Here is a 22,937-nt window from a genome sequence, read left to right as displayed (position 1 = left end):
CGGAGTGGGAGCTCCAACCGTTCATCGGGCAGCCCTCTGGGCGGCCGATGGCTGGTTACGCTCCGTCACGACGATTATCCACCTTGTCGGAAATGGCTCGTGGCAGGGCGGTGCACCGGGTACAGTCGCCCGGCTCCGCTGCGGGGGGTTGTGGAAGGAGATTAACGGCGTGGACCGGCTCGACGCCAGGGTGCCTCAGATCTCTCCGCACCGGCCGTTCCGGGACACTCTCGTTACTTCCGGTGCTCTCGCATGGTCAGGTTTCCGGAGGTACGCCACCTACCGGCAGGCGACGATAGCCGGGGCGTTCACCAACACCGTCTTCGGGTTCCTCCGCTGTTACGTGCTGCTCGCCGTGGCCGCGGGTGCGGTCGGTGGCCGGCCCGCCGGCTATGACGCCGCGCAGCTGACCACTTTCGTGTGGGTGGGACAGGGGTTGCTCAGCGTAGTCGCGCTCTGGGGGTGGACGGAACTGGCCGACCGGATCCGCAGCGGTGACGTGACGGCCGATCTGCTGCGGCCGGTTCATCCGGTGCTCAGCTATCTGGCCCCGGACCTGGGCCGGGCCCTGCACTCGTTGCTCTTCCGGTTCGTGCCGCCGGTCGTTGTCGGCCTGGTCTTCTTCGATCTGTATCGGCCCGGCCGCCTGTTCACCGTGCCGCTGTTCGCGGTGTCCGTGCTGCTCGCCGTGGTCGGCAGCATGGGCCTGCGGTTCCTGGTCAACGCGACCGCGTACTGGCTGCACGATGCGCGCGGACCGCTCGTGCTGTGGACGCTGGCGGCCGGGGTGCTGGCCGGGCTCTACTTCCCGCTGCGCTTCCTGCCCGACTGGCTGGCCGTGACGCTGTGGGTGGCCACGCCGTTCCCCGGCTTCCTGCAGACGCCGCTGGACGTGCTGGTCGAGCGGGATCCCACCCCGGTGCAGGTCGCCCTGGTCGTGCTGCAGGCCTGCTGGGCGGCGGTGCTGCTGGCACTCTGCGCGCTGGTGCAGCGCCGCGCCGAGCGCCGGCTGGTGGCTCAGGGTGGCTGAGCTGCGGGCGTACGCCGCGCTGCTGGGTGGGCAGTGGCGGTCGATGATGGCTTACCGGGCGTCCTTCGTGGTGGAGATGATCACCAACATCGGGGGTACGGCGCTCGACGTCATCGCTGTCCTGGTGATCTTCCGCGCCACTCCGACCATCGCCGGTTTCCCGCTCACCGAGGCCATCCTCATGGTCAGCCTGTCCTCGTGCGCCTTCAACCTGGCCGATTTCGTGGTCGGCAACATCGACCGGCTCACCACGTACGTGCGGACCGGGATGATGGACACGGTCCTGCTCCGGCCGCTGAGCGCGCTGTCCCAGCTCGTCTTCATGGATCTGCCGCTGCGCAAGGCCCTGCGGGTGGCGCTGGCCCTCGTGGTGCTGGTGGTGGCCCTGCGGCTCAACGACATCGACTGGACGCCGGCCCGGGTGGCGCTGGCGTTGCTGGTGCCGGTCGCCGGGGCGGTGTTCTTCGGCGCGATCTTCGTGCTCAGCGCCAGCCTGGCGTTCTGGTGGGTGGACTCGGGGCAGCTCGGCAACGCGTTCACCTACGGCGGGCGGGACTTCACCTCGTACCCGGTGCCGGTCTATGCGGGCTGGTTCCGGGCCGTCTTCGCGTACGGCCTGGGTTTTGGATTTGTGGCCTACCAGCCGGCGCTGGCGCTGCTGGGCCGCACCGACCCGCTCGGTCTGCCGGGCTGGACGGGTTACGTGTCATCGCTGGTCGCGCTGCTCGCGGCCGGCATCGCCGCGCTGGTCTGGCGGTCCGGCATCCGGCACTACCGCAGCACCGGATCATGAGGGGGAGACCGTGACCGTCATCCGGATGGACGGCCTGCGCAAGGACTTCACGGTACGGGTCCGCGCCGGCCGCCTGCGCCGCACGAAACGCACGGTGGCCGCGGTCGACGGCATCGACCTGCGGATCGAGCGCGGCGAGATGGTCGGTTACATCGGCCCGAACGGCGCCGGCAAGTCCACGACGCTGAAGATGCTGACCGGCGTGCTGACCCCGTCGGCCGGAACCGTGTCGGTGTGCGGGCTGACGCCGGTGCCGCAGCGCACCCGGCTGGCGCTGCGCATCGGGGTGGTCTTCGGGCAACGTTCGCAGCTGTGGTGGGATCTGCCGCTGCGCGAGTCGTTCAGCCTGCTGCGCCACATCTACCGGGTGCCGGCGCCGGAGCACGCCGCCCGGCTGCGGCGCTGCGTCGGCCTGCTGGATCTCGACGGCTTCCTGGACACCCCGGTACGGCAGCTGTCGCTCGGTCAGCGCATGCGCGGCGAGCTCACCGCGGCGCTGCTGCACGGGCCCGCGGTGCTGTTCCTCGACGAGCCGACGATCGGCCTGGACGTGGTGAGCAAGCAGGCGGTGCGCTCGTTCCTGGCCGAACTGGGGGCCACCGGCGACGTCACCCTGGTGCTGACCACGCACGACCTGGCCGACATCGAGCGGCTCGGCCGGCGGCTGGTGGTGATCGACCACGGCCGGGTGGTGCACGACGGGACGATCGAGGCCCTGCACAACCGGTACGGGTCCCGCCGCCTGGTCGTGGACCTCGACGCACCGCTGCCGCCCGGCTTCACGGTCGACGGCGCCACGCTCATCTCCGTCGAGGCGGACCGCCACCGCGCCTCGTTCGACCTGCTCTCGGACGAGGCCGGGCCGGTGGTGGCCCGGCTGGCGGCGCTGTCGTCGCTGCGGGACATGTCCCTGGTCGAGCCGGACATCGAGGACGTGGTCGCCCGCCTGTACGCCACCCCCTAACGGTGTTCCATCACCAGCACCGCCCAGGTCCCGGGCTCGAGGGCCTGGTAGCTGTGCGGGATGTCGCCGGGAAAGGTCACGTAGTCGCCGGGGCCGAGGTCGAGCTCCTCCCGTTCCGGGCCGACCCGGAGCCGGCCCGCCGCGACGACCAGGTGCTCGATGCTGCCGGGCAGGTGCGCGTCGGCCTGCCGGGAGCCACCCGGCTCCAGCTCCATGACATAGATGTCACGCCGCGCGTGGGCGCTGCCGGCGGCGAGCAGGGTTGCGAAGAAGTCGGCATGGTCGGACTGCAGCCGCGGTCCCTCACCGGCCCGTACCACCCGGATCTGCGGGATGGGTGGCTCGACCAGCCGGCTGAACGGGACGCCGAGCGCCACCCCGAGCGACCAGAGCGTCTCGACGCTGGGGTTGCCGGTGCCCGACTCGAGCTGGGAGAGCGTCGACTTGGCCAGTCCGGCGCGCCGGGCCAGCTCGGCCAGCGAGATGCCGACCCGCTCGCGCTCGCGGCGCAGGGCCGCGGCGATGGTGGCGAGCGGGGGAGCGGGGTGCGACATGTTCACTCCGTCGATCGAGTCGTTCGGTTTGACGAACGCCGGACGCGTCGTTCATTATTTTGAACTATGCGTACGCCATGGCGAACACCGGACCGCGCGTTGCTGCGCGACGCGGCGGCCATCGCGGCGGCGATGATCGCGGTGGGTGCGTCGTTCGGGGCCATCGCGATCGCGTACGGGCTGCCGACCTGGGTCCCGTTCCTGATGTCGACAGCGGTGTTCGCGGGCGGCGCCCAGTTCCTCGCGGTCGGCCTGATCGCCGCCGGCAACCCGATCGCCGCGGTTTTCGCCGGCCTGCTGCTCAACGCCCGCCACCTGCCGTTCGGCCTGGCGGTCTCGGCGACCGTCGGCTCCCGCCGGCGCGACCGGCTCATCGGCAGCCACCTGATGACCGACGAGGTGGTCGCGTTCACGCTGGCCGAGCCGGACCCGGTCCGGCGTCGCCGCACGTACTGGCTGATCGGCATCACGCTGTTCACGTCGTGGAACACGGGCACGGCCCTGGGCGTGTGGCTGGGCGGGGCCACCGGCGACCCGGCGACGCTGGGCCTGGACGCGGCCTTCCCGGCCGGCCTCATCGCCCTGATCCTGCCGTCCCTGCGCGACCGGGACACCCGCCTGGTGGCCCTGCTGGGCGCGGCGGTGGCGGTGGCGCTGACCGCGGTCCTGCCGGCGGGCCTCCCGGTCCTGTGCGCCCTGCTGGGCCTGGCCGCGGTGTTCCGCCCCCGCCGCTGCCCCAGCCACCCGCCCGACACCACCGGCGCTCCGCCGCCCGGGGCGGTGCAGCAAGAGGCCGAGACCGGTGCCCAGCGGCGTGGGGCGGCTGGGCGCAGCGCACCGGCTGGGCGCAGCGCACCGGCTGAGCGCAGCGCAGCGGCTGAGCGCAGCGCAGCGGCTGAGCGCAGCGCAGCGGCTGAGCGCAGCGCACCGGCTGGGCGCAGCGCAGCGGCTGGGCGCAGCGCAGCGGCCGGACGCGAGGGTGAGCGGCGCGCGGAGTCCGAGGAGGCGTCATGCTGATCGCGGCGATTCTGACCCTGGCCGTGGGCACCTACACGATGCGGCTGGCCGGCGTGCTGCTGCGCGACCGCCTCGAGCTCTCCGACCAGCTCCAGCGCCTGCTCCCGATGGCCGCGGCCGCCCTGCTGGCCGCCTTGGCGGCCACGGCCACCCTCATGGAGGGCACGGCCTTCGCCGGCATCGCCCGCCCGGCCGGCGTGGCGGTCGGCGCCCTGCTGGCCTGGCGCCGGGCACCCTTCGTGGTGGTCGTCCTCGCCGCAGCGGCGACCGCCGCCCTGCTCCGGCTGGCCGGCGTCGAATAACCCGCTCGGGCTCTCGACAACCATGAATCCGGCGTCGGCCGGACTGACCCCGCCCCAGGGTTCCACCAACCACGAACCTGGGCGTCGGCCGAAGTATCCCGTCCGGGCTTCACCAAGCGCGAACCTGGGCGTCGGCCCGAGTATCCCGTTCGGGGTTCACCAAGCGCGAACCTGGGCGTCGACCGGAGTATCCCGTTCGGGGTTCACCAAGCGCGAACCTGGGCGTCGACCGGAGTATCCCGTTCGGGGTTCACCAAGCATGAACCTGGGCGTCGGCCCGAGTATCCCGGCCGCGTTTCACCAACCATGAACCTGGCGTTCGGCCGGAGGAACCCCGTCCGGGGTTCACCAAGCACGGACCTGGCATTCGGCGGGAGCGACGGTCAGCACCCTGCAATCAGGCACGACAGCCAGTCCTTGATCTTGATTCTGACCGCCAGGATCAGACTTTGTCGCCCAACTCCACCTGCGGCTTCGGGACGCGCATGCGGCGGAAGGTCAGGCCGCGCATGATCCCGTAGAGGTAGAGCGACCCGATCCGCTGCGTCGTGTTCGGGAAGCGCTCCGAGACCAGCTTCTTCACCTTGCGGGCGATCAGCACGCTGTCCACCAGCACCGCGATCGCCAGGATCGCCCAGAGCAGGTTCGCCCCGATCTGGACCACCGGCGGCATCGCGCCCGTCGAGCCGATGAAGACGATGATCGCGCCGGCGAAGAACCAGGTGCCGGCCGTGCGCTTGGCGTCGACGATGTTGCGGACCAGGGCGCGTTCCGGGCCGCGGTCGCGGGCCAGCAGGTAGCGCTCGTCGCCGGCGCGCATGCCCGCCGACGCCTCGGCCCGCTCGACCTTCTGGCGCTCGCGCATCTGCTTGTAGGCCTCGCGCCGGTTGGCCGGGGCCTGCGCCGTGTCGTGCCGGCGCTGCGCGTTGGTGCGCTTCGGCGTCGCGACGCCGAGCTCCTTCTTCGAGGGCGTGTAGGCCTTGGGCTTGGGCGCGGCCGACTGCCCGGCTTCGTCGGTCACCGTGGCGGTGGCGTCGGAGACGAGGTCGGAGGACTTTCGGCGAAACAGCGAGGACACCCCCGCAGCGTAGCCAAGAGCCCCCACAAACCTGAAACCGCGCCGGCACAGAGCCGGCGCGGTTTCCGGAAAAGCGAGCTCAGATGCGTTCGACCAGCGCGCCCAGGGCGGCCAGCTTGCCCTCGAAGTCCTCGTAGCCACGGTTGATCAGGTCGACGCCGTACACCCGGGAGGTGCCCTCGGCGGCCAGCGCGGCGATCAGGTGGCTGAAGCCCGCCCGCAGGTCGGGGATGACCAGGTCGGCCGCGTGCAGCTTGCTGGGGCCGGCGATGACCGCGGAGTGCTTGAAGTTGCGCCGGCCGAAGCGGCACGGGGTGCCGCCGAGGCAGTCGCGGTAGACCTGGATGGTCGCGCCCATCGTGTTCAGCGCTTCGGTGTAGCCCAGGCGCTGCTCATAGACCGTCTCGTGCATGATCGACAGGCCGCGGGCCTGGGTCAGGGCCACCACCAGGGGCTGCTGCCAGTCGGTCATGAAGCCGGGGTGCACGTCGGTCTCCAGCGCCACGGCGTTGAGCTCGCCGCCCGGGTGCCAGAACCGGATGCCGCCCTCGACGCCGGTCACGCCGGGGCGCCCGACCCGGGCGTCGGTGATCTCGAACTCGCCGCCGATCGAGCGGAAGACGTTGAGGAACGTCATCATGTCGGCCTGCTGCGCGCCCAGCACCTCGATCTCGCCGCGGGTCGCGAGCGCGGCGGCGGCCCAGCTCGCGGCCTCGATCCGGTCCGGGATCGGCTTGTGGTTGTAGCCGTGCAGGCGGGGCACGCCGAGGATCTCGATGACCCGGTCGGTGTGCACCGTGATGATCGCGCCCATCTTCTGCAGCACGCAGATCAGGTCCATGATCTCCGGCTCGATGGCCGCGTTGCGCAGCTCGGTCACGCCCTCGGCGCGCACCGCCGTGAGCAGCACCTGCTCGGTGGCCCCCACGCTCGGGTACGGCAGCTCCAGCTTCGTGCCGTGCAGTCCGTTGGGCGCCGTCAGGTGCATGCCCTCGGGCGTCTTGTCGACGACCGCGCCGAACTGCCGCAGCGCCTGGATGTGGAAGTCGATCGGCCGCGGCCCGATGTGGCAGCCACCCAGGTCCGGGATGAACGCGTGCCCGAGCCGGTGCAGCAGCGGCCCGCAGAACAGGATCGGGATCCGGCTCGACCCGGCGTGCACGTTGATCTCGTCGCTGCTGGCGCTCTCCACGTTGGTGGGGTCCATGACGAGCTCGCCGTCGTCGGCACCGTCACTGACCTTGACGCCGTGCAGCCCGAGCAGGCCGCGGACGACCTCCACGTCGCGGATGCGCGGCACGTCGAAGAGCCGGCTCGGCGACTCGCCCAGCAGGGCGGCCACCATGGCCTTGGAAACCAGGTTCTTGGCGCCACGGACCCGGATCTGTCCGTGCAGCGGCGTACCGCCGTGTACGGCCAGGACGTCGTCGGTCAACGCAACCTCCAGAGGCGGGCGCGTCAGCGCGCCCGGATGCGAACAGGGGTGCAGCCGACGGGGGACCGGGCGGCTGCCGCCCGGGCAGCATAGCCCTGCGTGACCAGAGCAGAAATCATCACAACGCCCAAGGCGGCACGAATTGCTGATGATTAAGGCAACAAAAAGGTGCAACCGTGCGTACGGCTCATCGACGGTTACCGAGGGTGAGGTTTTACGGCAGTGCCAGCATCTGATCGAGGGCTACCCGCGCGTACTTCGCGGTGTCCTCGTCGACGGTGATGCGGTTGGGCACGCGGCCGGCCACGAGCTCCTCGAGCGCCCACACGAGGTGCGGCAGATCGATGCGGTTCATGGTCGAGCAGTAGCAGACCGTCCGGTCCAGGAAGGTGATGTGCTTGTCCGGGTGGGCCAGCGCCATCCGGCGGACCAGGTTGAGCTCGGTGCCGACCGCCCAGGCCGACCCGGCGGGCGCGGCGTCCAGGGCCCGGATGATGTATTCGGTCGAGCCGACCTCGTCGGCCGCGCGGACCACCTCGTGCTTGCACTCGGGGTGGACCAGCACGCGCACGCCCGGGACCCGCTCGCGGACCTCGCGCACGCTGTCGATGGTGAACCGGCCGTGCACCGAGCAGTGCCCGCGCCAGAGGATCATCTTGGCGCCGCGCAGCTGCTCGGGGGTGAGGCCGCCGTTCGGCTTGTGCGGGTCGTAGAGCACGCAGTCGTCGAGGTCGAAGCCCATCTCCAGCACCGCCGTGTTGCGGCCCAGGTGCTGGTCAGGGAGGAAGAAGACCTGCCGACCCTGCTCGAAGGCCCAGTCCAGGGCGCGCTTGGCGTTGGACGAGGTGCAGACCACGCCGTTGTTGCGGCCGACGAAGCCCTTGATGTCGGCCGAGCTGTTCATGTAGGTCACCGGGACCACATCGCCGGCGATGCCCAGGTCGGTGAACTGCTCCCAGGCGGTCTCCACCTGGCCCAGCACGGCCATGTCGGCCATCGAGCAGCCGGCCGCCAGGTCGGGCAGGATCACCTGCTGGGTCGGGCCGGTCAGGATGTCCGCGCTCTCGGCCATGAAGTGCACGCCGCAGAAGACGATGAACTCCGCGCCGGGGCGGGCCGCCGCCTCGCGGGCGAGCTTGAACGAGTCGCCGGTGACGTCGGCGAACTGGATGACCTCGTCACGCTGGTAGTGGTGGCCCAGCACGAACACCCGGTCGCCGAGCGCGGCCTTGGCGGCCGTGGCCCGGGCGACGAGGTCGGGGTCGCTGGGTGCCGGCAGATCGCCGGGACAGTCCACGCCGCGCTCGCTGGCGGGATCGGTGCCACGGCCGAGCAACAGCAGCGCCGTGGCGGTGTTCGCAGGTTCGGTCCAGGTCGACGTCACGAGATCCATGTTTCCACAAGGTTGCCGCGCCGTCGGCCGGCAGATGAGTGTCCTAGGGCACTCAGCGGCGGCGGCCCTGGAGCTTGGTCGCGAGCTTGCGGAGCCGCGCCTGGTTCTCCGGCTTGGCCAGCTGACGCTGACCCTGCTGAACGATCTTCTGACCCTGCGGGCTGCGCAGGAACATCTGCAGTCGCTGCATGAGAGTGGCCATGCAACCGAGCGTGACACCCCAACCTGTGTGATGCCTGTACTTTCTCCCCGTGCGCGTATTGATCTGCCCCGACAAGTTCGCCGGCACGCTGACCGCCTCCGAGGTCGCCTCCGCGGTGGCCGACGGCTGGCACGAGACCGCCCCGGACGACGAGACCGTGCTGCGTCCGCTGTCCGACGGCGGTCCCGGCTTCGTCGAGGTGCTGGCCACCGCGCTCGGCGGCCGCCGGCTGCCGGTCGACACCGTCGACCCGCTGGGACGCCCGGCCCGCGGCGAGGTGCTGCTGGTCGGCGACACGGCCTACGTGGAGAGCGCCCAGGCCTGCGGCCTGCATCTGCTCGGCCAGCAGGAGCGGGACGTCAACGCCGCCACCTCGTACGGGCTGGGCCTGCTGCTCGCCGCCGCGGTGGAGGCCGGCGCGGCCGAGGTGGTCGTCGGGCTCGGCGGTTCGGCGGTCAACGACGCCGGCGCCGGGATGCTGGCCGCGCTGGGTGCCGGCCCGGTCGACGTGAGCGGCTACGCCCTGCCGTACGGCGGAGCGCCGCTGATCACCGCGACCGCCCTGGCCGGCGAGCCCCAGCTGCGCCAGGTACGGCTCGTGGTGGCCACCGACGTGGACAACCCGCTGGTCGGTCTGCACGGCGCCAGCAACGTCTACGGCCCGCAGAAGGGTGCCACCCGCGAGGACGTGCTGCGGCTGGACGCGGCGCTGGACCACTTCGCCGGCGTGCTGGAGCAGGCGTTCGGCGTGGAGAACCTCCGCCTGCTGCCCGGTGGCGGCGCGGCCGGGGGGATCGGTGCCGCCCTGCTCGCCCTCGGCGGCCGCGTCGTCTCCGGGATCGGGCTGGTCACCGGCCTGATCAAGCTGGAGGAACAGCTCGACGCGGCGGACCTGGTGATCACCGGTGAGGGCTCGTTCGACCACCAGTCGCTGCGTGGCAAGGTCGCCGCCGGCATCGCCAACGGCGCCCGCGACCGGGGCCTGCCCTGCGTGGTCATCGCCGGGCGCAACGAGACCGGTCACCGCGAGGCGGCCAGTGCCGGGGTCACCGAGACGTACGCCCTGATCGAGCATTTCGGCTCCGAGGAGCAGGCGCTCGCCGAGCCGGCCCGGGGCCTGCGCGAGGTCGCCGCCGGGCTCGCCCGGCAATGGAGCAGATGACCAGGTGTTCGACATCTCGGCCCCAGCGATTGGGAATACGACCGGACAGCGTTAGCGTTGGCCGGTACGGCACATCACCGGACCGGCAGGAGAACCGCAACGTGACCACTGAAGCGCACACCGAGTCGACCGAGGCCACCACGGCCGCGCCGACCGGCGTCATTTTGACCGACGTCGCGGCCGCCAACGTCAAGCGTCTCATCGCGCAGGAAGGCCGCGACGACCTGCGCCTGCGCATCGCCGTGCAGCCCGGTGGCTGCTCCGGCCTGCGCTACCAGCTGTTCTTCGACGAGCGCTCGCTGGACGGCGACATCGTGGCGGAGTTCGACGGTGTCGAGGTCGTCGTCGACCGGATGAGCTCGCCGTACCTGGCGGGTGCCACGATCGACTTCGCGGACCGCATCGACGCCCAGGGCTTCACCATCGACAACCCGAACGCGCAGAACTCCTGCGCCTGCGGTGACTCGTTCCACTGATCCGCCCACTGATCCGCTCGGCCGAGGGCCGTTCCCGAGCTGGGGAGCGGCCCTCGACCATGTCCACCAGATGACGCCCGGGTGTCGCCCGGGCCGACGGCCGGTAGGCTCACCCGGTAATCGCACCCGACCTCGAGGGCCGACATGAAGATCGCCGTTACCGGCTCGATCGCCACCGACCACCTGATGCACTTCCCCGGCAAGTTCGCCGAGCAGCTGATCGCCGACCAGCTGCACAAGGTCTCGCTCTCGTTCCTGGTCGACGACCTGGTCGTGCGGCGCGGCGGCGTGGCTTCGAACATCGCCTTCGGCATGGGCAAGCTGGGCCTGCGCCCGATCCTGGTGGGTGCGGTCGGCGCCGACTTCGCCGACTACCGGTCCTGGCTCGAGCGGCACGGGGTCGACTGCGACTCGGTGCACGTCAGCGAGGTTGCCCACACGGCCCGCTTCGTCTGCACCACCGACGACGACCTGAACCAGATCGCCTCGTTCTACGCCGGCGCGATGAGCGAGGCCCGCAACATCGAGCTGGCCCCGGTCGCCACCCGCGTCGGCGGCCTCGACCTGGTGCTGGTCAGCGCCAACGACCCGGCCGCGATGATCCGCCACTCGCAGGAGTGCCGGGCCCGGGGCTTCGCGTTCGCCGCCGACCCGTCGCAGCAGCTCGCCCGGATGGACGGCAGCGACGTGCTGACGCTGATCACCGGCGCCGAGTACCTGCTGACCAACGAGTACGAGCGCTCGCTGCTGGAGACCAAGGCCGGCCTCACCGGCGAGCAGGTCCTCGAGCAGGTCAAGATCCGGGTCACCACGCTGGGCAAGGACGGCGTGGAGATCACCGGCCGCGACCTGGAGCGGATCCACGTGCCGGTGGCCCGCGACGTCATCCCGGACGACCCGACCGGCGTCGGCGACGGCTTCCGGGCCGGCTTCTTCGCCGCCCTGGGCTGGGGCGTCAGCCTCGAGCGGGCCGCGCAGGTGGGCTCGCTGGTCGCCGCGCTCGTGCTCGAGACGGTCGGCCCCCAGGAGTACGACGTCAAGGCCGACTTCTTCCTCAAGCGCCTCGCCGACTCCTACGGTGACCAGGCCGCGGCCGACGTCCAGCCGCACCTGCCGGCCGCCGCCTGACAGCGATGGTGCTAGCCGTCTTCGCCGGCCTGCCGGGCGTGGGCAAGAGCACGCTCGCCGAGCGGGTGGGGGCGGCGCTGCCGGCTGCCGTGCTGGCGGTCGACACCGTCGACTTCACCATGCGGGCCTACGACGTCACCGAGCCCCGTCCCGGCTATGCCGCGTACGGGGTGGTGGCGGCGCTCGCGGAGGCCCAGCTGCGGATGGGCCACCACGTGATCATCGACGCGGTGAACCCGGTGAAGGCGGCCCGCCAGCTCTGGGTCGAGCTCGCCGAGCGCCTCGGCGTCCCGTTGCGGGTCGTCGAGGTGGTCTGCGGCGACGACGCCGAGCACCGCCGCCGGGTCGAGAGCCGTTTCGCAGCCCGAGCCCACGACGGCATCCCGGACTGGGTACGTGTCCTGGAACGCCAGGCCGAGTACGAGCCGTACCTGGGCCCGCGGCTGGTGGTCGACACGTTCCTGGCCGACGAGCCGGTCGGCCCGGTCGTCGACTACCTGACCCTGCGCACCTCGTAGACCTCCGGCGCCGGGCTGCCCAGATACTCCTGGGCCTTCATCCGGCACCAGGCCGGGATGTCGTTGGCCGCCGCCGGATCGTCCGCCAGCACCCGCACCACCTCGCCGACGGCCACCGTCGGCAGCCGCTTGGCCAGGTCGATGATCGGCAGGGGACAGCGCCGCCCCCGCGAGTCCACCTCGATCACATCCCCGCCTCCGCCCGGAGCCCGGCGACCACCCCGGGCAGGACCGCCAGGAAGCGGTCCACCTCGTCCTCGGTGGTCCCGCGGTGCAGCGACACCCGTACGTTGCCGTGGCTGAGCACGCCCATCGCCTCCAGCACGTGACTGGGCCGCAGCGTCGAGGCGGTGCACGACGAGCCGGAGGAGACGGCGAAGCCGTGCCGGTCCAGCGCGTGCAGCAGGGCCTCGCCGTCGACGTACAGGCAGGAGAAGGTGACCAGGTGCGGCAGCCGCTGTACCGGATCGCCGACCACCTCGACGTCCGGCACGGTCGCCGCGACGGTCGCCCGGATCCGGTCCACCAGAGCGGTGAGCCGCACGGCCTCGGTCTGCGCCTCGGCCAGCACGGCCCGCAGCGAGGCCGCGGCCGCGACGACGGCCGGCAGATCGAGCGCGCCGACCGGCCGCGGCCGGTGACGATCATCACCCGGGTACGGCGACAGCCACCGCACCCCCTTGCGCACCACCAGCACACCCACCCCCGGCGGACCGCCCCACTTGTGCGCGCTGGCCGTCAGCAATGACCACCCCGGCGGCACGGGCACCCGCCCGATCGACTGCGCGGCGTCCACCAACAACGGCACGTCGTGCTCCGCGCAGGCCTCGGCGGCGGCGGCCACCGGCTGCACGGTGCCGACCTCGTGACTGGCGCTGATCAGGCTCGCGAGGGCCACTCCGGGAGCGCCGACCGCCGTGCGCCAGGCGTCCAGGTCGAGCCGGCCGGCCAGGTCGACCCCGACCGGCTCCGCGTCGCCGGCCCGGGCCGCGGCGTGCAGCACCGCCGAGTGCTCGATCGCCGAGTGGACCAGCGTCCGGCCGGCCCGCGCGCGCCCGGCGAGTCCGCCCAGGACAGCCGCGTGCACCGCGGCCGTACCCGAGGGCTGGAAGGACACCTCGTCCTGCCGTACCCCCAGGGAGTCGGCGACGCTGCCCTGCGCCGCCTCACGCAGCTGCTGGGCCCGCCGGCCGGCGGCGTAGAGGCGGTCCGGATCGGCCCAGCCGTCCGCCAGGGCGGCGAGCAGCGCCTGCCGCGCGACGGGATGCGGGGGAGCGGCGCTGGCCGCGTCCAGGTAGGCGGGCGCACCGGCGGGATCGGCCATGAATTCCACCTTCCGAACGGTATCGTCCACATGATCAGTCGTTTCGCGGGTACGCCGAAGATCCGACCCCCGGTCAGCGGGTGGCAGGGCCAGGTCGAGTAGTGTGCGACCGTCGGTGACACCTTGCCGCCGGTGTCCGGATTTCGCACCGGGCGGTGCTCTAGGGAGGCAGGAGCAGGTGGTCTCAAGGAGTTCGGTCGCACGGCCGCGTGTCGTACGGCTCGCCGGGCTCGGTGTCGGTGGTGCCATGCTGCTGGCCCTGCTGTCGGGCTGTTCCGTGGACAGCGTCGGAAGCGCCTTCGGCGGGTTCGGCTGGCCCGAGCACGGCATCAGTCTGCAGGCCCACAAGATGTACGACCTGTGGATCGCGTCGACGATCGCGGCACTGGTCGTCGGGTTCTTCGTCTGGGGCCTGATCTTCTGGTGCATCATCCGGTACCGCAAGCGTGGCGACAATCTGCCCGTGCAGACCCGGTTCAACATGCCGCTCGAGGTTCTGTACACGGTGACCCCGGTGCTGATCGTCGCGGTGCTCTTCTACTACACGGCGATCGTGCAGACCGACGTGGACAAGCTCTCGGCCAAGCCGGACATGACCGTCGAGGTCGTGGCGTTCAAGTGGAACTGGCAGTTCAACTACCGCGACGCACCCGGCGCGGAGGCCAAGACGGTCGCGTCCAACCTCGGCTCGAGCGACGTCATCCCGCTGCTGGTCCTGCCCACGGGCAAGAAGATCCGCTTCGAGGAGACCAGCCGCGACGTCATCCACTCGTTCTGGGTGCCGGAGATGCTGTTCAAGCGGGACGTGTTCCCGGGCAACGTGCGCAACACCTTCGAGGTGACCCTCGACCGTGAGGGCCGCTACGTCGGTCGCTGCGCCGAGCTCTGCGGGACGTACCACGCCTTCATGCAGTTCGAGCTGGTGGTCGTCTCCCCGGAGAAGTTCGACCAGTTCCTCGCCGCCAAGGAGGCCGGCGGTTCCACCCAGGACGCGATGGGTGCGATCGGCTTCACCGGCGACGAGCGCTTCGCCGTCACCACGCAGCCATTCGACACCCGCCGGACCAACCAGTCCTGGAACCAGTCCGGCAACACCGCGGCGGGGAAGTAGGGGCCTGAGTTGAAGACCGAATACAAGATCTTCGCCGGCGTTGCCGTCTTCCTGTTCGGCGCGGCCGCCGTCTACGGTGCCTACACCTACGGCGAGGTGGGCCAGCTCGAGTGGATCGGCTTCGTCGCGCTGATCCTCTCCGGCCTGCTCTGCTCGATGTGCGGTGGCTTCTTCTGGTTCGTGGCCCGGCGCATCGACCTGCGGCCCGAGGACCGCGAGGACGGCGAGATCGCCGAGGGTGCCGGTGAGATCGGCTTCTTCAGCCCGGGCAGCTACTGGCCGTTCGGCCTGGCCCTGGCTGCCTCGGTCGCCGGCCTGGGCCTGGTGTTCTGGCAGTGGTGGCTGGTCGCCCTGGGCATGATCATGGTGATCTTCGCGGCGTGCGGCCTGCTGTTCGAGTACTACTCGGGCACCCGGCACCCCGCCGAGCACTGACCGGTAGGCAGCAACGTTCAGAAGGCCCGCATCCCCTCGGGGGTGCGGGCCTTCTGCTTGCCTGTGCGCCCCGCGCCGGGACGCGGGGTCAGGTGGGTGTGGGTCAGGCGGCCCGGCGCTGCTGGGGGGCCACTCGGGACCCGCCCGCGGACAACAGCACGCGGAAGGTGACCGGGGCGACGATCTCCGCCGCGCCACAGCGCGTGCAGAGCAGCTCGGGGCACTCCTCGGCATGGCCGTCGGCGCAGGGTGGCGTCTCGAACGGCATCTCGGTGTTGCAGATGACGCAGCGCAGTTCTCGGTCTCGCACGGGTGGCTCCTCTTCGCCGGAAGGTGGAATTACCCGAATGTCCTTCGAACGTTGTCACGGGCCGCGACGCGGGTCAGGAACCCGGCCCGGCGTGTCAGGAAAATATTGGCCGGCTCCCGGCTCGCTCCGCGACCGCAGGCGGCCCCGGCGGCCTTGGGCGCCTACGCGGCCGTGAGGTCGGGCGGTCCCGGCGGCCGCGTCGTCACGCGGTCTCGGCGGCCTTGGCCGCCTTCGCGGCCTCGACCCAGCGGCCGAGCAGCGCCGTGGCCGCCCCCGAATCCACCGTCTCCGCGGCCCGGGCGATCCCGGCGCGCATCGTGTCGGCGAACGTGCCGGGGAACCGCGCGTGGGCCGCGAACGCCGCCGCCGCGTTGAGCAGGACCGCGTCGCGGACCGGGCCCTTCTCGCCGGCGAACGTGCGCACCGCCGCGTCGGCGTTGAACGCCGCGTCGCCGCCGCGCAGATCACCCGGGTTGCTGCGGGGCAGTCCGAAGTCGACCGCGTCCACCACGGACTCGGTCACCGTGCCGTCCTTGACCGTCCAGATCCGGGTCGGCGCCGCCGTGGTGAACTCGTCCAGGCCGTCCTCGCCGCGCATGACCAGCGCGGAGTCGCCACGGCGGGCGAAGACCTCGGCCATCACCGGGGCCATCCGCTGGTCGAAGCAGCCGACCGCCGCCGCTCGCGGCCGGGCCGGGTTGGTCAGCGGGCCCAGCACGTTGAAGAACGTCGGGTGGCCCAGCTCGCGGCGGGTCACCGAGGCGTGCCGCATGCCGGGGTGGTAGCGGGCGGCGAAGCAGAAACCGATCCCGGCCTCGGCGACGGTGCGCTCGACCCCCTCCGGGCCCAGGTCCAGCGGGATGCCGAAGAACTCCAGCAGGTCGGCGGTGCCGCAGGCGGACGAGGCCGCCCGGTTGCCGTGCTTGACGACCTTGACCCCGGCCGCGGCCGTGATGATCGCGGCCATCGTGGAGATGTTGACCGTGTGGGCCCGGTCGCCGCCGGTGCCCACCACGTCGACGGCGTCCGCGCGGACGTCCTCGGGCAGCTCGACCACCGTGGCGTTGGCCAGCATGGCCTCGACCAGCCCGGCCAGCTCCGCGGGGGTCTCACCCTTGGCCCGCAGCGCCACCGCGAAGCCGGCGACCTGCACCGGGGTGGCGTTGCCGGCCATGATCTCGCCCATGGCCCAGGCGGTGTCCTGCGCCGAGAGCTCCTCGGAGCGCAGCAGGGCGCTCAGCAGGTTGGGCCAGGTCGGTGCTCCCATGCGGGGCACTCCTTCGGGGGGAGTCCGGGGTTGCCTTCGGTCCGGTCAGGGGTGGCGGGAGGGGGTCTCAGCCCAGCTTGCCCATGGTGCCCAGCGGGATCACGCCGTCGCGGCGGCCGCGGAGCATGCCGGCGATGGTCTGACCCGTGGTCACCGGGTCGAGCGGGTGCACCAGCGTCGCGTCGACCTGGGCGAACGCGGCCAGCCAGCGGTCGGCGGCACGGGCGATCACCACGCAGATGGGCGGCGGGTCGGCGTACTCGTCCTTGGTCTGGCGGGCGATGCCCAGACCGCCGGCCGGGGCCGCCTCGCCGTCGAGGACCATCAGGTCGATCTCGTACGTGTCCAGCAGGATCCGGCACTCCTCCCAGGTGGAGGCGTCGACGAACTCCACGGAGAGGTCGGCGGCGGGGCGGACGCCGATCGCCAGCCTGATCCGGTCCCGGACCGCTGGGTCGTCGCTGTACAGCAGGACGGTGTACTTGTCCGGCTGCGGCTTGTTGTCGTCGCTCATGTGTGCCCCGGTTCCCACGCTCGTAGGTGCCCGCTGATCGTACCGAACCGGCTAGCGGGCGTCCGGCTGTGGTCGTACCGTCGGGGCCGGCTCTGTGATCTTGATCGCCCCCGCCGGGTCCGCGCCGGCCGGCTCGTCCGGTCCGGCGCCGGCGCGGCGCTGGTCCTCGGCCTCCGCGCGGTCCAGGGCCCGGTCGATCCGCTTGGCCTCGCGCTCGGACTGCTTGATCCACTGCAGCACCAGGATGCCCAGCATGGTGACGCTGACGATCTCGCCGCCGGCCCACAGGATGCCGCCGGCCACTACCTGGTCGTTCCACGGGTTCGACCAGTCCAGACCCAGGCTCGGGTACCAGTCGCCGCCGAGCAGGGTCTTGCTCTGCATGATGGTCAGCCCGAGCACCGTGTGGAACGGCACGGACAGCACCATGAGCAACGCCCGGGCCGGGTACGGCCAGCGGTTGGGCAGCGGGTCCAGGCCGAGCAGCGGCCAGAAGAACAGGCAGCCCGTGACGATGAAGTGCACGTGGATGAACTCGTGCAGCCAGGCGTGCTCGAGGGTGGCCCGGTAGAGCCCGGTGAAGTAGAGGACGAACGGGTTGGCGACGAAGATCCCGAACGCGACCAGCGGGAACGTCAGCACCCGGGCGGCCCCGCTGTGCAGCACCGCCAGCAGCACCTTGCGGTTGGCCGCGGGCAGCGTGCGCAGCGCCAGCGTCACCGGCGCGCCGAGGGCCAGGAAGATCGGGCCCATCATGGACAGCACCATGTGTTGCACCATGTGCACGCTGAGCAGCGTTGTGTCATATGCCTCAAGGCCGGTGACGGTGACCGCGGCGATCGAGCCCAGCCCGCCGAGCAGGAAGGCGACCGTGCGGCCCCGCGGCCAGTGATCGCCGCGCTGCCGCAGGCGGTGCACGCCGTAGAGGTAGACGGCCCCGGCGATGACCAGGAAGAGCGCGAGCAGGCTGGTCAGCCGGATCTGGGTGAAGATCTCGGCGACGCTGAACGGCGGGGGCGCAGTATCCCCCGAGGCCGTCACGAGCGTGGGCATTTCGACTGGCTGCACCCTTCGAGGCTAGGCCCCGACCGACCGTCACCGGCGCACGGGGCGCGAACCAGGTACGGATTAGGCCCCCCGCGACATGTTCGAGTGATCGCGGGGCAATAATGAGCCCGTGACAGCGGCAGCCATCGACAAGAGCCGGATCCACTCGCTGACGAGACCCAACATGGTCAGCGTGGGGACCATCGTGTGGCTCTCCAGTGAACTCATGTTCTTCGCGGCGTTGTTCGCCATGTACTTCTCGATCCGTGCCGCCGCCCCGGAGATGTGGGAGGAGCACACCAAAGAGCTCAACATCCCGTACGCCACCACCTTCACGGTGATCCTGGTGCTCTCCTCGGTCACGTGCCAGCTCGGTGTCTTCGCGGCGGAGAAGGGTGACGTCTTCGCGCTGCGACGCTGGTTCACCATCACCTTCGTCATGGGCCTGATCTTCGTGCTCGGCCAGGCGAACGAGTACCGCACGCTGGTCAGCGAGGGCGTCAAGCTCAACAGCGACGGCTACGGCTCGATGTTCTACCTGACGACCGGGTTCCACGGTCTGCACGTCACGGGCGGTCTGATCGCCTTCATCGTCTACATGATCCGCACCACTATGGGCCGGTTCACGCCGGCGCAGGCCACCTCGGCGATCGTGGTGTCGTACTACTGGCACTTCGTCGACGTCGTGTGGATCGCGCTGTTCGCCATGATCTATTGGCTGCAGTAGCCGCCCGCCCGTGAGTTTCAAGGTCAAAACCCAGAGGACACAGCCCATGACTTCTGACACCCCCGCCGGCCGGCGTTTCCGGGTGTTCAACCGGCGGCGGTCGGCGCCGAGCCGGGTGCGGCGGCGCCTCGGCGCGGCGGCGCGCATGCTCGCCGCGCTCGCGCTGGCCGGAGGCGTCTACACCGCTTTCGCCCCGGGCGCGTTCGCCGAGGACACCCCGCAGCTCTCCGCGTCCGCGCAGGAGGGCAAGGCGCTCTTCGACAACAGCTGCATCTCGTGCCACGGCCGCAACGCCGAGGGTGTCGAGGGTCGCGGGCCGAGCCTCATCGGCGTCGGTTCGGCCTCGGTCGAGTTCCAGGTGGGCACCGGCCGCATGCCGATGACCCGCCAGGAGGCCCAGGCCGCGCAGAAGCCGCCGCAGTTCGACAAGGCGCAGACCAAGCAGCTGGGGCAGTACATCCAGGAGCTGGGTGGCGGCCCGCAGATCCCGACCGGCGACCTGACCATGAGCCTCGAGGAGAACCCGGAGGCGCTGGCGGCCGGTGGCGAGCTGTTCCGGCTGAACTGCACCTCCTGCCACGGCTTCGGTGGCGGCGGTGGTGCGCTGTCCTCGGGTAAGTACGCGCCGAGCCTGCACGACGCGACGACCGAGGAGATCTACGCGGCCATGCTCAGCGGCCCGCAGAACATGCCCGTGTTCGGCGACAACGAGCTGACCCCGGACCAGAAGCGCGAGATCATCACGTACGTCAAGATGCAGCTCCAGGAGGACAAGGACCCGGGCGGCCTGTTCAACCTGGGCCGGTACGGTCCGGTCACCGAGGGTCTGGCGATCTTCGTCGTCGGCATCACGATCCTGGTCTTCGCGGCGCTGTGGATTGCGGGGAAGTCATGACCGTTGTCAAGGAACCGCACGGCGCGCACGGCGCCGGCGAGGAGCCGCTGGACCTCAGCGACCCGCGGCTGTCGCGCTTCGAGATCGTCCGGGAGGGCGCTCGCCGCGACGACATCGAGATCGTCACGTACGAGTCGCAGTTCCCGGGGCCGAACACCCGGGCCGAGAAGCGCATCGAGCGCTCGATCGCCCTGCTGTTCCTGGTCGCCGGCCTGCTCGGCCTGGTCTTCCTGATCGCGTACATCTTCTGGCCGTGGGAGTACGAGCTGGGTCACACCACCAGCGACTACTACACGCCGGTGCTGGGTATCTCGCTCGGCCTGGCGCTGCTGGCGATCGGCTTCGCGATCCTGACCTGGGCCAAGAAGCTGCTGCCGCACGAGGTCTCGATCCAGGACCGCCACGAGGCGATGTCCACCGACGAGGACCGGCAGATCACCGGCCAGACGATGCTGTTCACGGCCGACGAGCTCGCCATCCAGCGCCGGCCGCTGCTCAAGGGTGCGGTCGCGCTGGGCCTGACCCCGATCGCCCTCGCCGCGGTGGCCCCGCTGATCGGTGGCCTGATCCGCAGCCCGCACAAGCCGGACCGCGGTCAGGACCCGCCGATGTTCCGCACCGGCTTCGACCCGGTGCCCAACCAGGGCAAGCTGGTCCGGCTCACCCGCGAGGACGGCACGCCGATCCGGCCCGAGGACGTCAGCGTCGGCGGCCAGATCACGGTCTTCCCGGGCATCCCGCACGGCGCGACCAACGAGTACGCCGACTCGCCCACCCTGCTCATCCACCTGCGCGCCGGTGACGCCGCGGTGGCTCGCGCCGCGACCGACGGCGATGCCAAGAACAAGGGTGCGATGTGGGGTAACTACGTCGCATACTCGAAGATCTGCACCCACGCCGGCTGCCCCGCCAGCCTGTACGAGCAGCAGACCAACCGGCTCCTCTGCCCGTGCCACCAGTCGCAGTTCCTGATCACGGAAAACGCCAGGCCGATCTTCGGTCCCGCGAGCCGCCGCCTGCCTCAGCTGCCCATCACGGTGGACGAGGAAGGCTTCTTCGTGGCAACGTCGGACTATCGAGAGGCCGTAGGGCCAGACTTCTGGGAGCGGCCATGAAGCGCCGGAAATTCGATCTAGCAGCCGTACCGGGCAAGACAGCCAAGGGTCTCGACGAGCGCCTGCAGGTTGCCACTCCACTTCGCGGCCTGCTCAACAAGGTTTTCCCCGACCACTGGTCCTTCCTGCTGGGCGAGATCGCGCTGTTCTCGTTCATCGTCCTGCTGCTCAGCGGTGTCTTCCTGACCCTCTTCTTCGACCCGTCGATGAAGGAGATCGCGTACGACGGCGCCTACCCGGCGCTGCGCGGCACCGAGATGTCGACCGCGTACGCGTCGTCGCTGGACCTGTCGTTCGAGGTCCGCGGTGGTCTGTTCATGCGCCAGATGCACCACTGGGCGGCCCTGCTCTTCATGGCCTCCATGATCGTGCACATGGCCCGCGTCTTCTTCACCGGCGCGTTCCGCAAGCCGCGTGAGGCCAACTGGATCATCGGTATCGCGCTGTTCCTGCTCGGCTTCCTCGCCGGCTTCACCGGCTACTCCCTGCCGGACGACGGCCTGTCCGGCACCGGCCTGCGCATCGCCTCGGCGATCATGCTGTCGATCCCGGTCGTCGGCTCCTGGGTGTCGGCGTCGGTCTTCGGCGGCGAGTTCCCGGGCGAGCTGATCATCGGCCGCTTCTACATCGCCCACGTGCTGCTCATCCCGGGCGGCCTGCTCGCGCTGATCAGCGTGCACCTGGGCCTGGTCTTCAAGCAGAAGCACACCCAGTGGCCCGGCCCCGGCCGGACCAACTCGAACGTCGTCGGCGAGCGCATGTTCCCGCGGTACGCGCTCAAGCAGGGCGGCTTCTTCATGGCCGTCTTCGGCGTCATCTCGCTGATGGCCGGCCTGTTCCAGATCAACCCGATCTGGCTGTTCGGGCCGTACCGGGCCTCCGAGGTCTCCTCGGCGAGCCAGCCCGACTGGTACGTCATGTTCATGGACGGCCTGGTCCGCCTCATGCCGGCCTGGCAGATCGACATCCCGATCGGCAACGGCTACGTGATCCCGCCGCTGTTCTGGCCGGCCGTCGTCGGTCTGGGCGCGCTGTTCACGGTCCCGATGATGTACCCGTTCATCGAGGCCCGGCGGAACAAGGACAACAAGTCCCATCACCTGCTCCAGCGCCCGCGGGACGCACCCGAGCGCACCGGCGTCGGCGCGATGGCGTTCACGTTCTTCATCGTGGCCACCATCTCCGGCGGCAACGACGTCATCGCCGACAAGTTCCACATCAGCCTGAACGCGATGACCTGGGCCGGCCGCATCGGCCTGGTGATCCTGCCGCCGCTGGCGTACTGGCTGGCCGTGCGGATCTGCCTGGGCCTGCAGCAGCACGACCGCGAGGTGCTGGCCCACGGCGTGGAGACCGGCATCATCAAGCGGGCCCCCGACGGCCGGTTCTACGAGGTCCACCAGCCGCTGGGCCCGGTCGACGACCACGGCCACCCGCTGCCGCTGGACTACGCGGGCTGGGTCGTCCCGAAGAAGATGAACCGTCTCGGCGCCCTGGCGCCCGCGGTGAAGGGCTTCTTCTTCCCGGTCGAGAAGCCGGCCGAGGCGCCGGTGTCACCGGGCATGCCGCCGGTGACCGCCCGCGAGGAGCGCGAGGAGATCACCTCCGGTCGCTGATCGACGAGCACGGAAAAGGGGACCCCACGGGGTCCCCTTTTTCATGCCCGCGGGCGGCCGACGGACTCGGCGTAGAAGAGCGACTCCGCCAGATGAAACGCGATCTGCCGCGGCGACCAGGCCGCACCGTCACGCCGATCGAGTTGGGCGTCGGACAGGGCCCGTAGCCGCACGTCGAAGACCTGTGCCAGCCGGGTGAGCCGGCTGCGGGCCTCGTCGAGGTCGGCCGGGGTGAAGGCGGCGAGATCGGCGGCGGTGGTGGTCGCGGAGGCGTGCCAGGCGTCCGGGATCGTGGGCACTCCGGCCACGCGGGCCTCGATCTCGGCCAGGTGGTCGATGAGGTGGTCGGTGACCCGCCGGATGGCCTTGTGCGGGGTGTAGAGGCGGTCGCCGGCCGGAACGGGGACGCCGTCCCAGGCGGGCCAGGTGGCCGCCAGGGTCAGGACCTGGTCGACCATGCCGGTCACGACCTCGGCGGGATGCCTGTCGTCGGTCAGCGGGGTGTCAGACATCGCGGCAGCGTA

Annotated in this window: 27 protein-coding genes; 15 read left to right on the top strand and 12 right to left on the bottom strand. The window is 70.8% G+C overall.

Translation table 11 applies throughout. The features are described from left to right. Positions 1-169: 169 nt before the first annotated feature. The 3 genes from AB0C12_RS15585 to AB0C12_RS15575 are packed head-to-tail and all read left to right on the top strand — an operon-like array spanning position 170 to position 2,787. Entirely contained in the window at positions 170-1,030 is an 861-nt protein-coding gene (locus AB0C12_RS15585; RefSeq protein ID WP_360548250.1) for an ABC-2 family transporter protein, read from the top strand. Continuing rightward, positions 1,023-1,823: an ABC-2 family transporter protein gene (locus AB0C12_RS15580; protein WP_360548248.1), complete on the top strand. Its 801-nt coding sequence runs from the start codon at positions 1,023-1,025 to the stop codon at positions 1,821-1,823. Before AB0C12_RS15585 ends, AB0C12_RS15580 begins: the two co-directional genes overlap by 8 nt. 10 nt (positions 1,824-1,833) lie before the next feature. After that, positions 1,834-2,787, top strand: a complete 954-nt coding sequence (locus tag AB0C12_RS15575) for an ATP-binding cassette domain-containing protein (RefSeq protein WP_360548247.1) — start codon at positions 1,834-1,836, stop codon at positions 2,785-2,787. Here the strand turns inward: AB0C12_RS15575 and AB0C12_RS15570 are convergent. Then, positions 2,784-3,341 carry an XRE family transcriptional regulator gene (locus AB0C12_RS15570; RefSeq protein WP_360548245.1) on the bottom strand — a complete coding sequence of 186 codons (558 nt, stop codon included), beginning with the start codon at positions 3,339-3,341 and terminating at the stop codon, positions 2,784-2,786. The genes AB0C12_RS15575 and AB0C12_RS15570 overlap by 4 nt on opposite strands. 66 nt (positions 3,342-3,407) lie before the next feature. Here AB0C12_RS15570 and AB0C12_RS15565 point away from each other — a divergent pair, with 66 nt between their 5' ends. Together AB0C12_RS15565 and AB0C12_RS15560 are read left to right on the top strand one after the other, a co-directional pair. Beyond that, entirely contained in the window at positions 3,408-4,358 is a 951-nt protein-coding gene (locus AB0C12_RS15565) for an AzlC family ABC transporter permease (protein ID WP_360548243.1), read from the top strand. Beyond that, the gene (locus AB0C12_RS15560; protein WP_360548241.1) at positions 4,352-4,660 is read left to right on the top strand and encodes an AzlD domain-containing protein; all 309 of its coding nucleotides are present in this window, start codon (positions 4,352-4,354) and stop codon (positions 4,658-4,660) included. The genes AB0C12_RS15565 and AB0C12_RS15560 overlap by 7 nt, the downstream gene beginning before the upstream one ends. Positions 4,661-5,102: 442 nt before the next feature. On the opposite strand, the gene AB0C12_RS15555 is transcribed toward AB0C12_RS15560, so the two are convergent. The 4 genes from AB0C12_RS15555 to AB0C12_RS15540 form a co-directional block, all read right to left on the bottom strand. Beyond that, entirely contained in the window at positions 5,103-5,738 is a 636-nt protein-coding gene (locus AB0C12_RS15555) for a DUF3043 domain-containing protein (protein WP_360548239.1), read from the bottom strand. 79 nt (positions 5,739-5,817) lie between these two features. After that, positions 5,818-7,173, bottom strand: coding sequence for a UDP-N-acetylglucosamine 1-carboxyvinyltransferase (murA, locus tag AB0C12_RS15550; RefSeq protein ID WP_360548237.1), 1,356 nt, complete (start codon positions 7,171-7,173; stop codon positions 5,818-5,820). Positions 7,174-7,387: 214 nt separating this feature from the next. Continuing rightward, positions 7,388-8,566, bottom strand: a complete 1,179-nt coding sequence (gene nadA / locus AB0C12_RS15545; protein ID WP_360548235.1) for a quinolinate synthase NadA — start codon at positions 8,564-8,566, stop codon at positions 7,388-7,390. Between the two features lie 52 nt (positions 8,567-8,618). Then, positions 8,619-8,768 (bottom strand): hypothetical protein, encoded by a 150-nt coding sequence (locus AB0C12_RS15540; RefSeq protein ID WP_360548233.1) that lies wholly within the window; start codon positions 8,766-8,768, stop codon positions 8,619-8,621. A 49-nt stretch (positions 8,769-8,817) separates the two neighbouring features. On the opposite strand from AB0C12_RS15540, the gene AB0C12_RS15535 reads away from it, so the two are divergent. From AB0C12_RS15535 to AB0C12_RS15520, 4 genes are all read left to right on the top strand, one after another. Next, positions 8,818-9,930, top strand: a complete 1,113-nt coding sequence (locus AB0C12_RS15535; protein ID WP_360548231.1) for a glycerate kinase — start codon at positions 8,818-8,820, stop codon at positions 9,928-9,930. Positions 9,931-10,031: 101 nt separating this feature from the next. After that, on the top strand, positions 10,032-10,406 hold the full coding sequence (gene erpA, locus AB0C12_RS15530) for an iron-sulfur cluster insertion protein ErpA (RefSeq protein ID WP_360548229.1): 375 nt from the start codon (positions 10,032-10,034) through the stop codon (positions 10,404-10,406). 144 nt (positions 10,407-10,550) lie between these two features. Then, complete coding sequence (locus AB0C12_RS15525) at positions 10,551-11,534, top strand: carbohydrate kinase family protein (RefSeq protein WP_360548227.1); 984 nt, start codon at positions 10,551-10,553, stop codon at positions 11,532-11,534. A 5-nt stretch (positions 11,535-11,539) separates the two neighbouring features. Continuing rightward, positions 11,540-12,052, top strand: coding sequence for an ATP-binding protein (locus AB0C12_RS15520; RefSeq protein ID WP_360548225.1), 513 nt, complete (start codon positions 11,540-11,542; stop codon positions 12,050-12,052). Here the strand turns inward: AB0C12_RS15520 and AB0C12_RS15515 are convergent. Together AB0C12_RS15515 and AB0C12_RS15510 are read right to left on the bottom strand one after the other, a co-directional pair. Continuing rightward, complete coding sequence (locus AB0C12_RS15515; RefSeq protein ID WP_360548223.1) at positions 12,028-12,240, bottom strand: sulfurtransferase TusA family protein; 213 nt, start codon at positions 12,238-12,240, stop codon at positions 12,028-12,030. The genes AB0C12_RS15520 and AB0C12_RS15515 overlap by 25 nt on opposite strands. Further along, positions 12,237-13,376 (bottom strand): aminotransferase class V-fold PLP-dependent enzyme, encoded by a 1,140-nt coding sequence (locus AB0C12_RS15510; RefSeq protein WP_360548221.1) that lies wholly within the window; start codon positions 13,374-13,376, stop codon positions 12,237-12,239. Before AB0C12_RS15510 ends, AB0C12_RS15515 begins: the two co-directional genes overlap by 4 nt. A 247-nt stretch (positions 13,377-13,623) precedes the next feature. On the opposite strand from AB0C12_RS15510, the gene coxB reads away from it, so the two are divergent. Further along, the gene (gene coxB, locus AB0C12_RS15505; RefSeq protein WP_360548219.1) at positions 13,624-14,487 is read left to right on the top strand and encodes a cytochrome c oxidase subunit II; all 864 of its coding nucleotides are present in this window, start codon (positions 13,624-13,626) and stop codon (positions 14,485-14,487) included. 9 nt (positions 14,488-14,496) lie between these two features. Continuing rightward, positions 14,497-14,922: a cytochrome c oxidase subunit 4 gene (locus AB0C12_RS15500; RefSeq protein ID WP_360548217.1), complete on the top strand. Its 426-nt coding sequence runs from the start codon at positions 14,497-14,499 to the stop codon at positions 14,920-14,922. Positions 14,923-15,025: 103 nt separating this feature from the next. Here AB0C12_RS15500 and AB0C12_RS15495 read toward each other — a convergent pair whose 3' ends face one another. The 4 genes from AB0C12_RS15495 to AB0C12_RS15480 all read right to left on the bottom strand — a co-directional run bounded on the left by AB0C12_RS15495 (position 15,026) and on the right by AB0C12_RS15480 (position 18,066). Further along, the gene (locus AB0C12_RS15495; protein ID WP_212990342.1) at positions 15,026-15,232 is read right to left on the bottom strand and encodes a hypothetical protein; all 207 of its coding nucleotides are present in this window, start codon (positions 15,230-15,232) and stop codon (positions 15,026-15,028) included. Positions 15,233-15,434: 202 nt separating this feature from the next. Continuing rightward, positions 15,435-16,499 carry an anthranilate phosphoribosyltransferase gene (trpD, locus tag AB0C12_RS15490; protein ID WP_360548215.1) on the bottom strand — a complete coding sequence of 355 codons (1,065 nt, stop codon included), beginning with the start codon at positions 16,497-16,499 and terminating at the stop codon, positions 15,435-15,437. A 67-nt stretch (positions 16,500-16,566) separates the two neighbouring features. Beyond that, a complete protein-coding gene (locus AB0C12_RS15485; RefSeq protein ID WP_360548213.1) occupies positions 16,567-17,013 on the bottom strand; it encodes a hypothetical protein in 447 nt (148 codons plus the stop codon). Between the two features lie 51 nt (positions 17,014-17,064). Continuing rightward, entirely contained in the window at positions 17,065-18,066 is a 1,002-nt protein-coding gene (locus tag AB0C12_RS15480) for a cytochrome c oxidase assembly protein (RefSeq protein ID WP_360549030.1), read from the bottom strand. Positions 18,067-18,190: 124 nt separating this feature from the next. Between AB0C12_RS15480 and AB0C12_RS15475 the strand changes: the two genes are divergently transcribed. From AB0C12_RS15475 to AB0C12_RS15460, 4 genes are read left to right on the top strand one after another with little or no spacing between them, the layout of a single operon-like run. After that, entirely contained in the window at positions 18,191-18,787 is a 597-nt protein-coding gene (locus tag AB0C12_RS15475) for a heme-copper oxidase subunit III (RefSeq protein WP_360548211.1), read from the top strand. 46 nt (positions 18,788-18,833) lie between these two features. Then, positions 18,834-19,682, top strand: a complete 849-nt coding sequence (locus tag AB0C12_RS15470; RefSeq protein WP_360548209.1) for a c-type cytochrome — start codon at positions 18,834-18,836, stop codon at positions 19,680-19,682. Then, entirely contained in the window at positions 19,679-20,797 is a 1,119-nt protein-coding gene (locus AB0C12_RS15465) for a Rieske 2Fe-2S domain-containing protein (protein WP_360548207.1), read from the top strand. The genes AB0C12_RS15470 and AB0C12_RS15465 overlap by 4 nt, the downstream gene beginning before the upstream one ends. After that, the gene (locus AB0C12_RS15460) at positions 20,794-22,413 is read left to right on the top strand and encodes a ubiquinol-cytochrome c reductase cytochrome b subunit (RefSeq protein ID WP_360548205.1); all 1,620 of its coding nucleotides are present in this window, start codon (positions 20,794-20,796) and stop codon (positions 22,411-22,413) included. Before AB0C12_RS15465 ends, AB0C12_RS15460 begins: the two co-directional genes overlap by 4 nt. A gap of 41 nt (positions 22,414-22,454) precedes the next feature. On the opposite strand, the gene AB0C12_RS15455 is transcribed toward AB0C12_RS15460, so the two are convergent. Continuing rightward, positions 22,455-22,925, bottom strand: a complete 471-nt coding sequence (locus AB0C12_RS15455; protein ID WP_360548203.1) for a hypothetical protein — start codon at positions 22,923-22,925, stop codon at positions 22,455-22,457. Positions 22,926-22,937 lie beyond the last annotated feature (12 nt).

Source organism: Actinoplanes sp. NPDC048967 (assembly GCF_040649415.1).
Lineage (GTDB): Bacteria > Actinomycetota > Actinomycetes > Mycobacteriales > Micromonosporaceae > Actinoplanes.
Note: the sequence above shows the minus strand (reverse complement) of the source record. Positions and strands in the feature narration are given on the sequence as shown.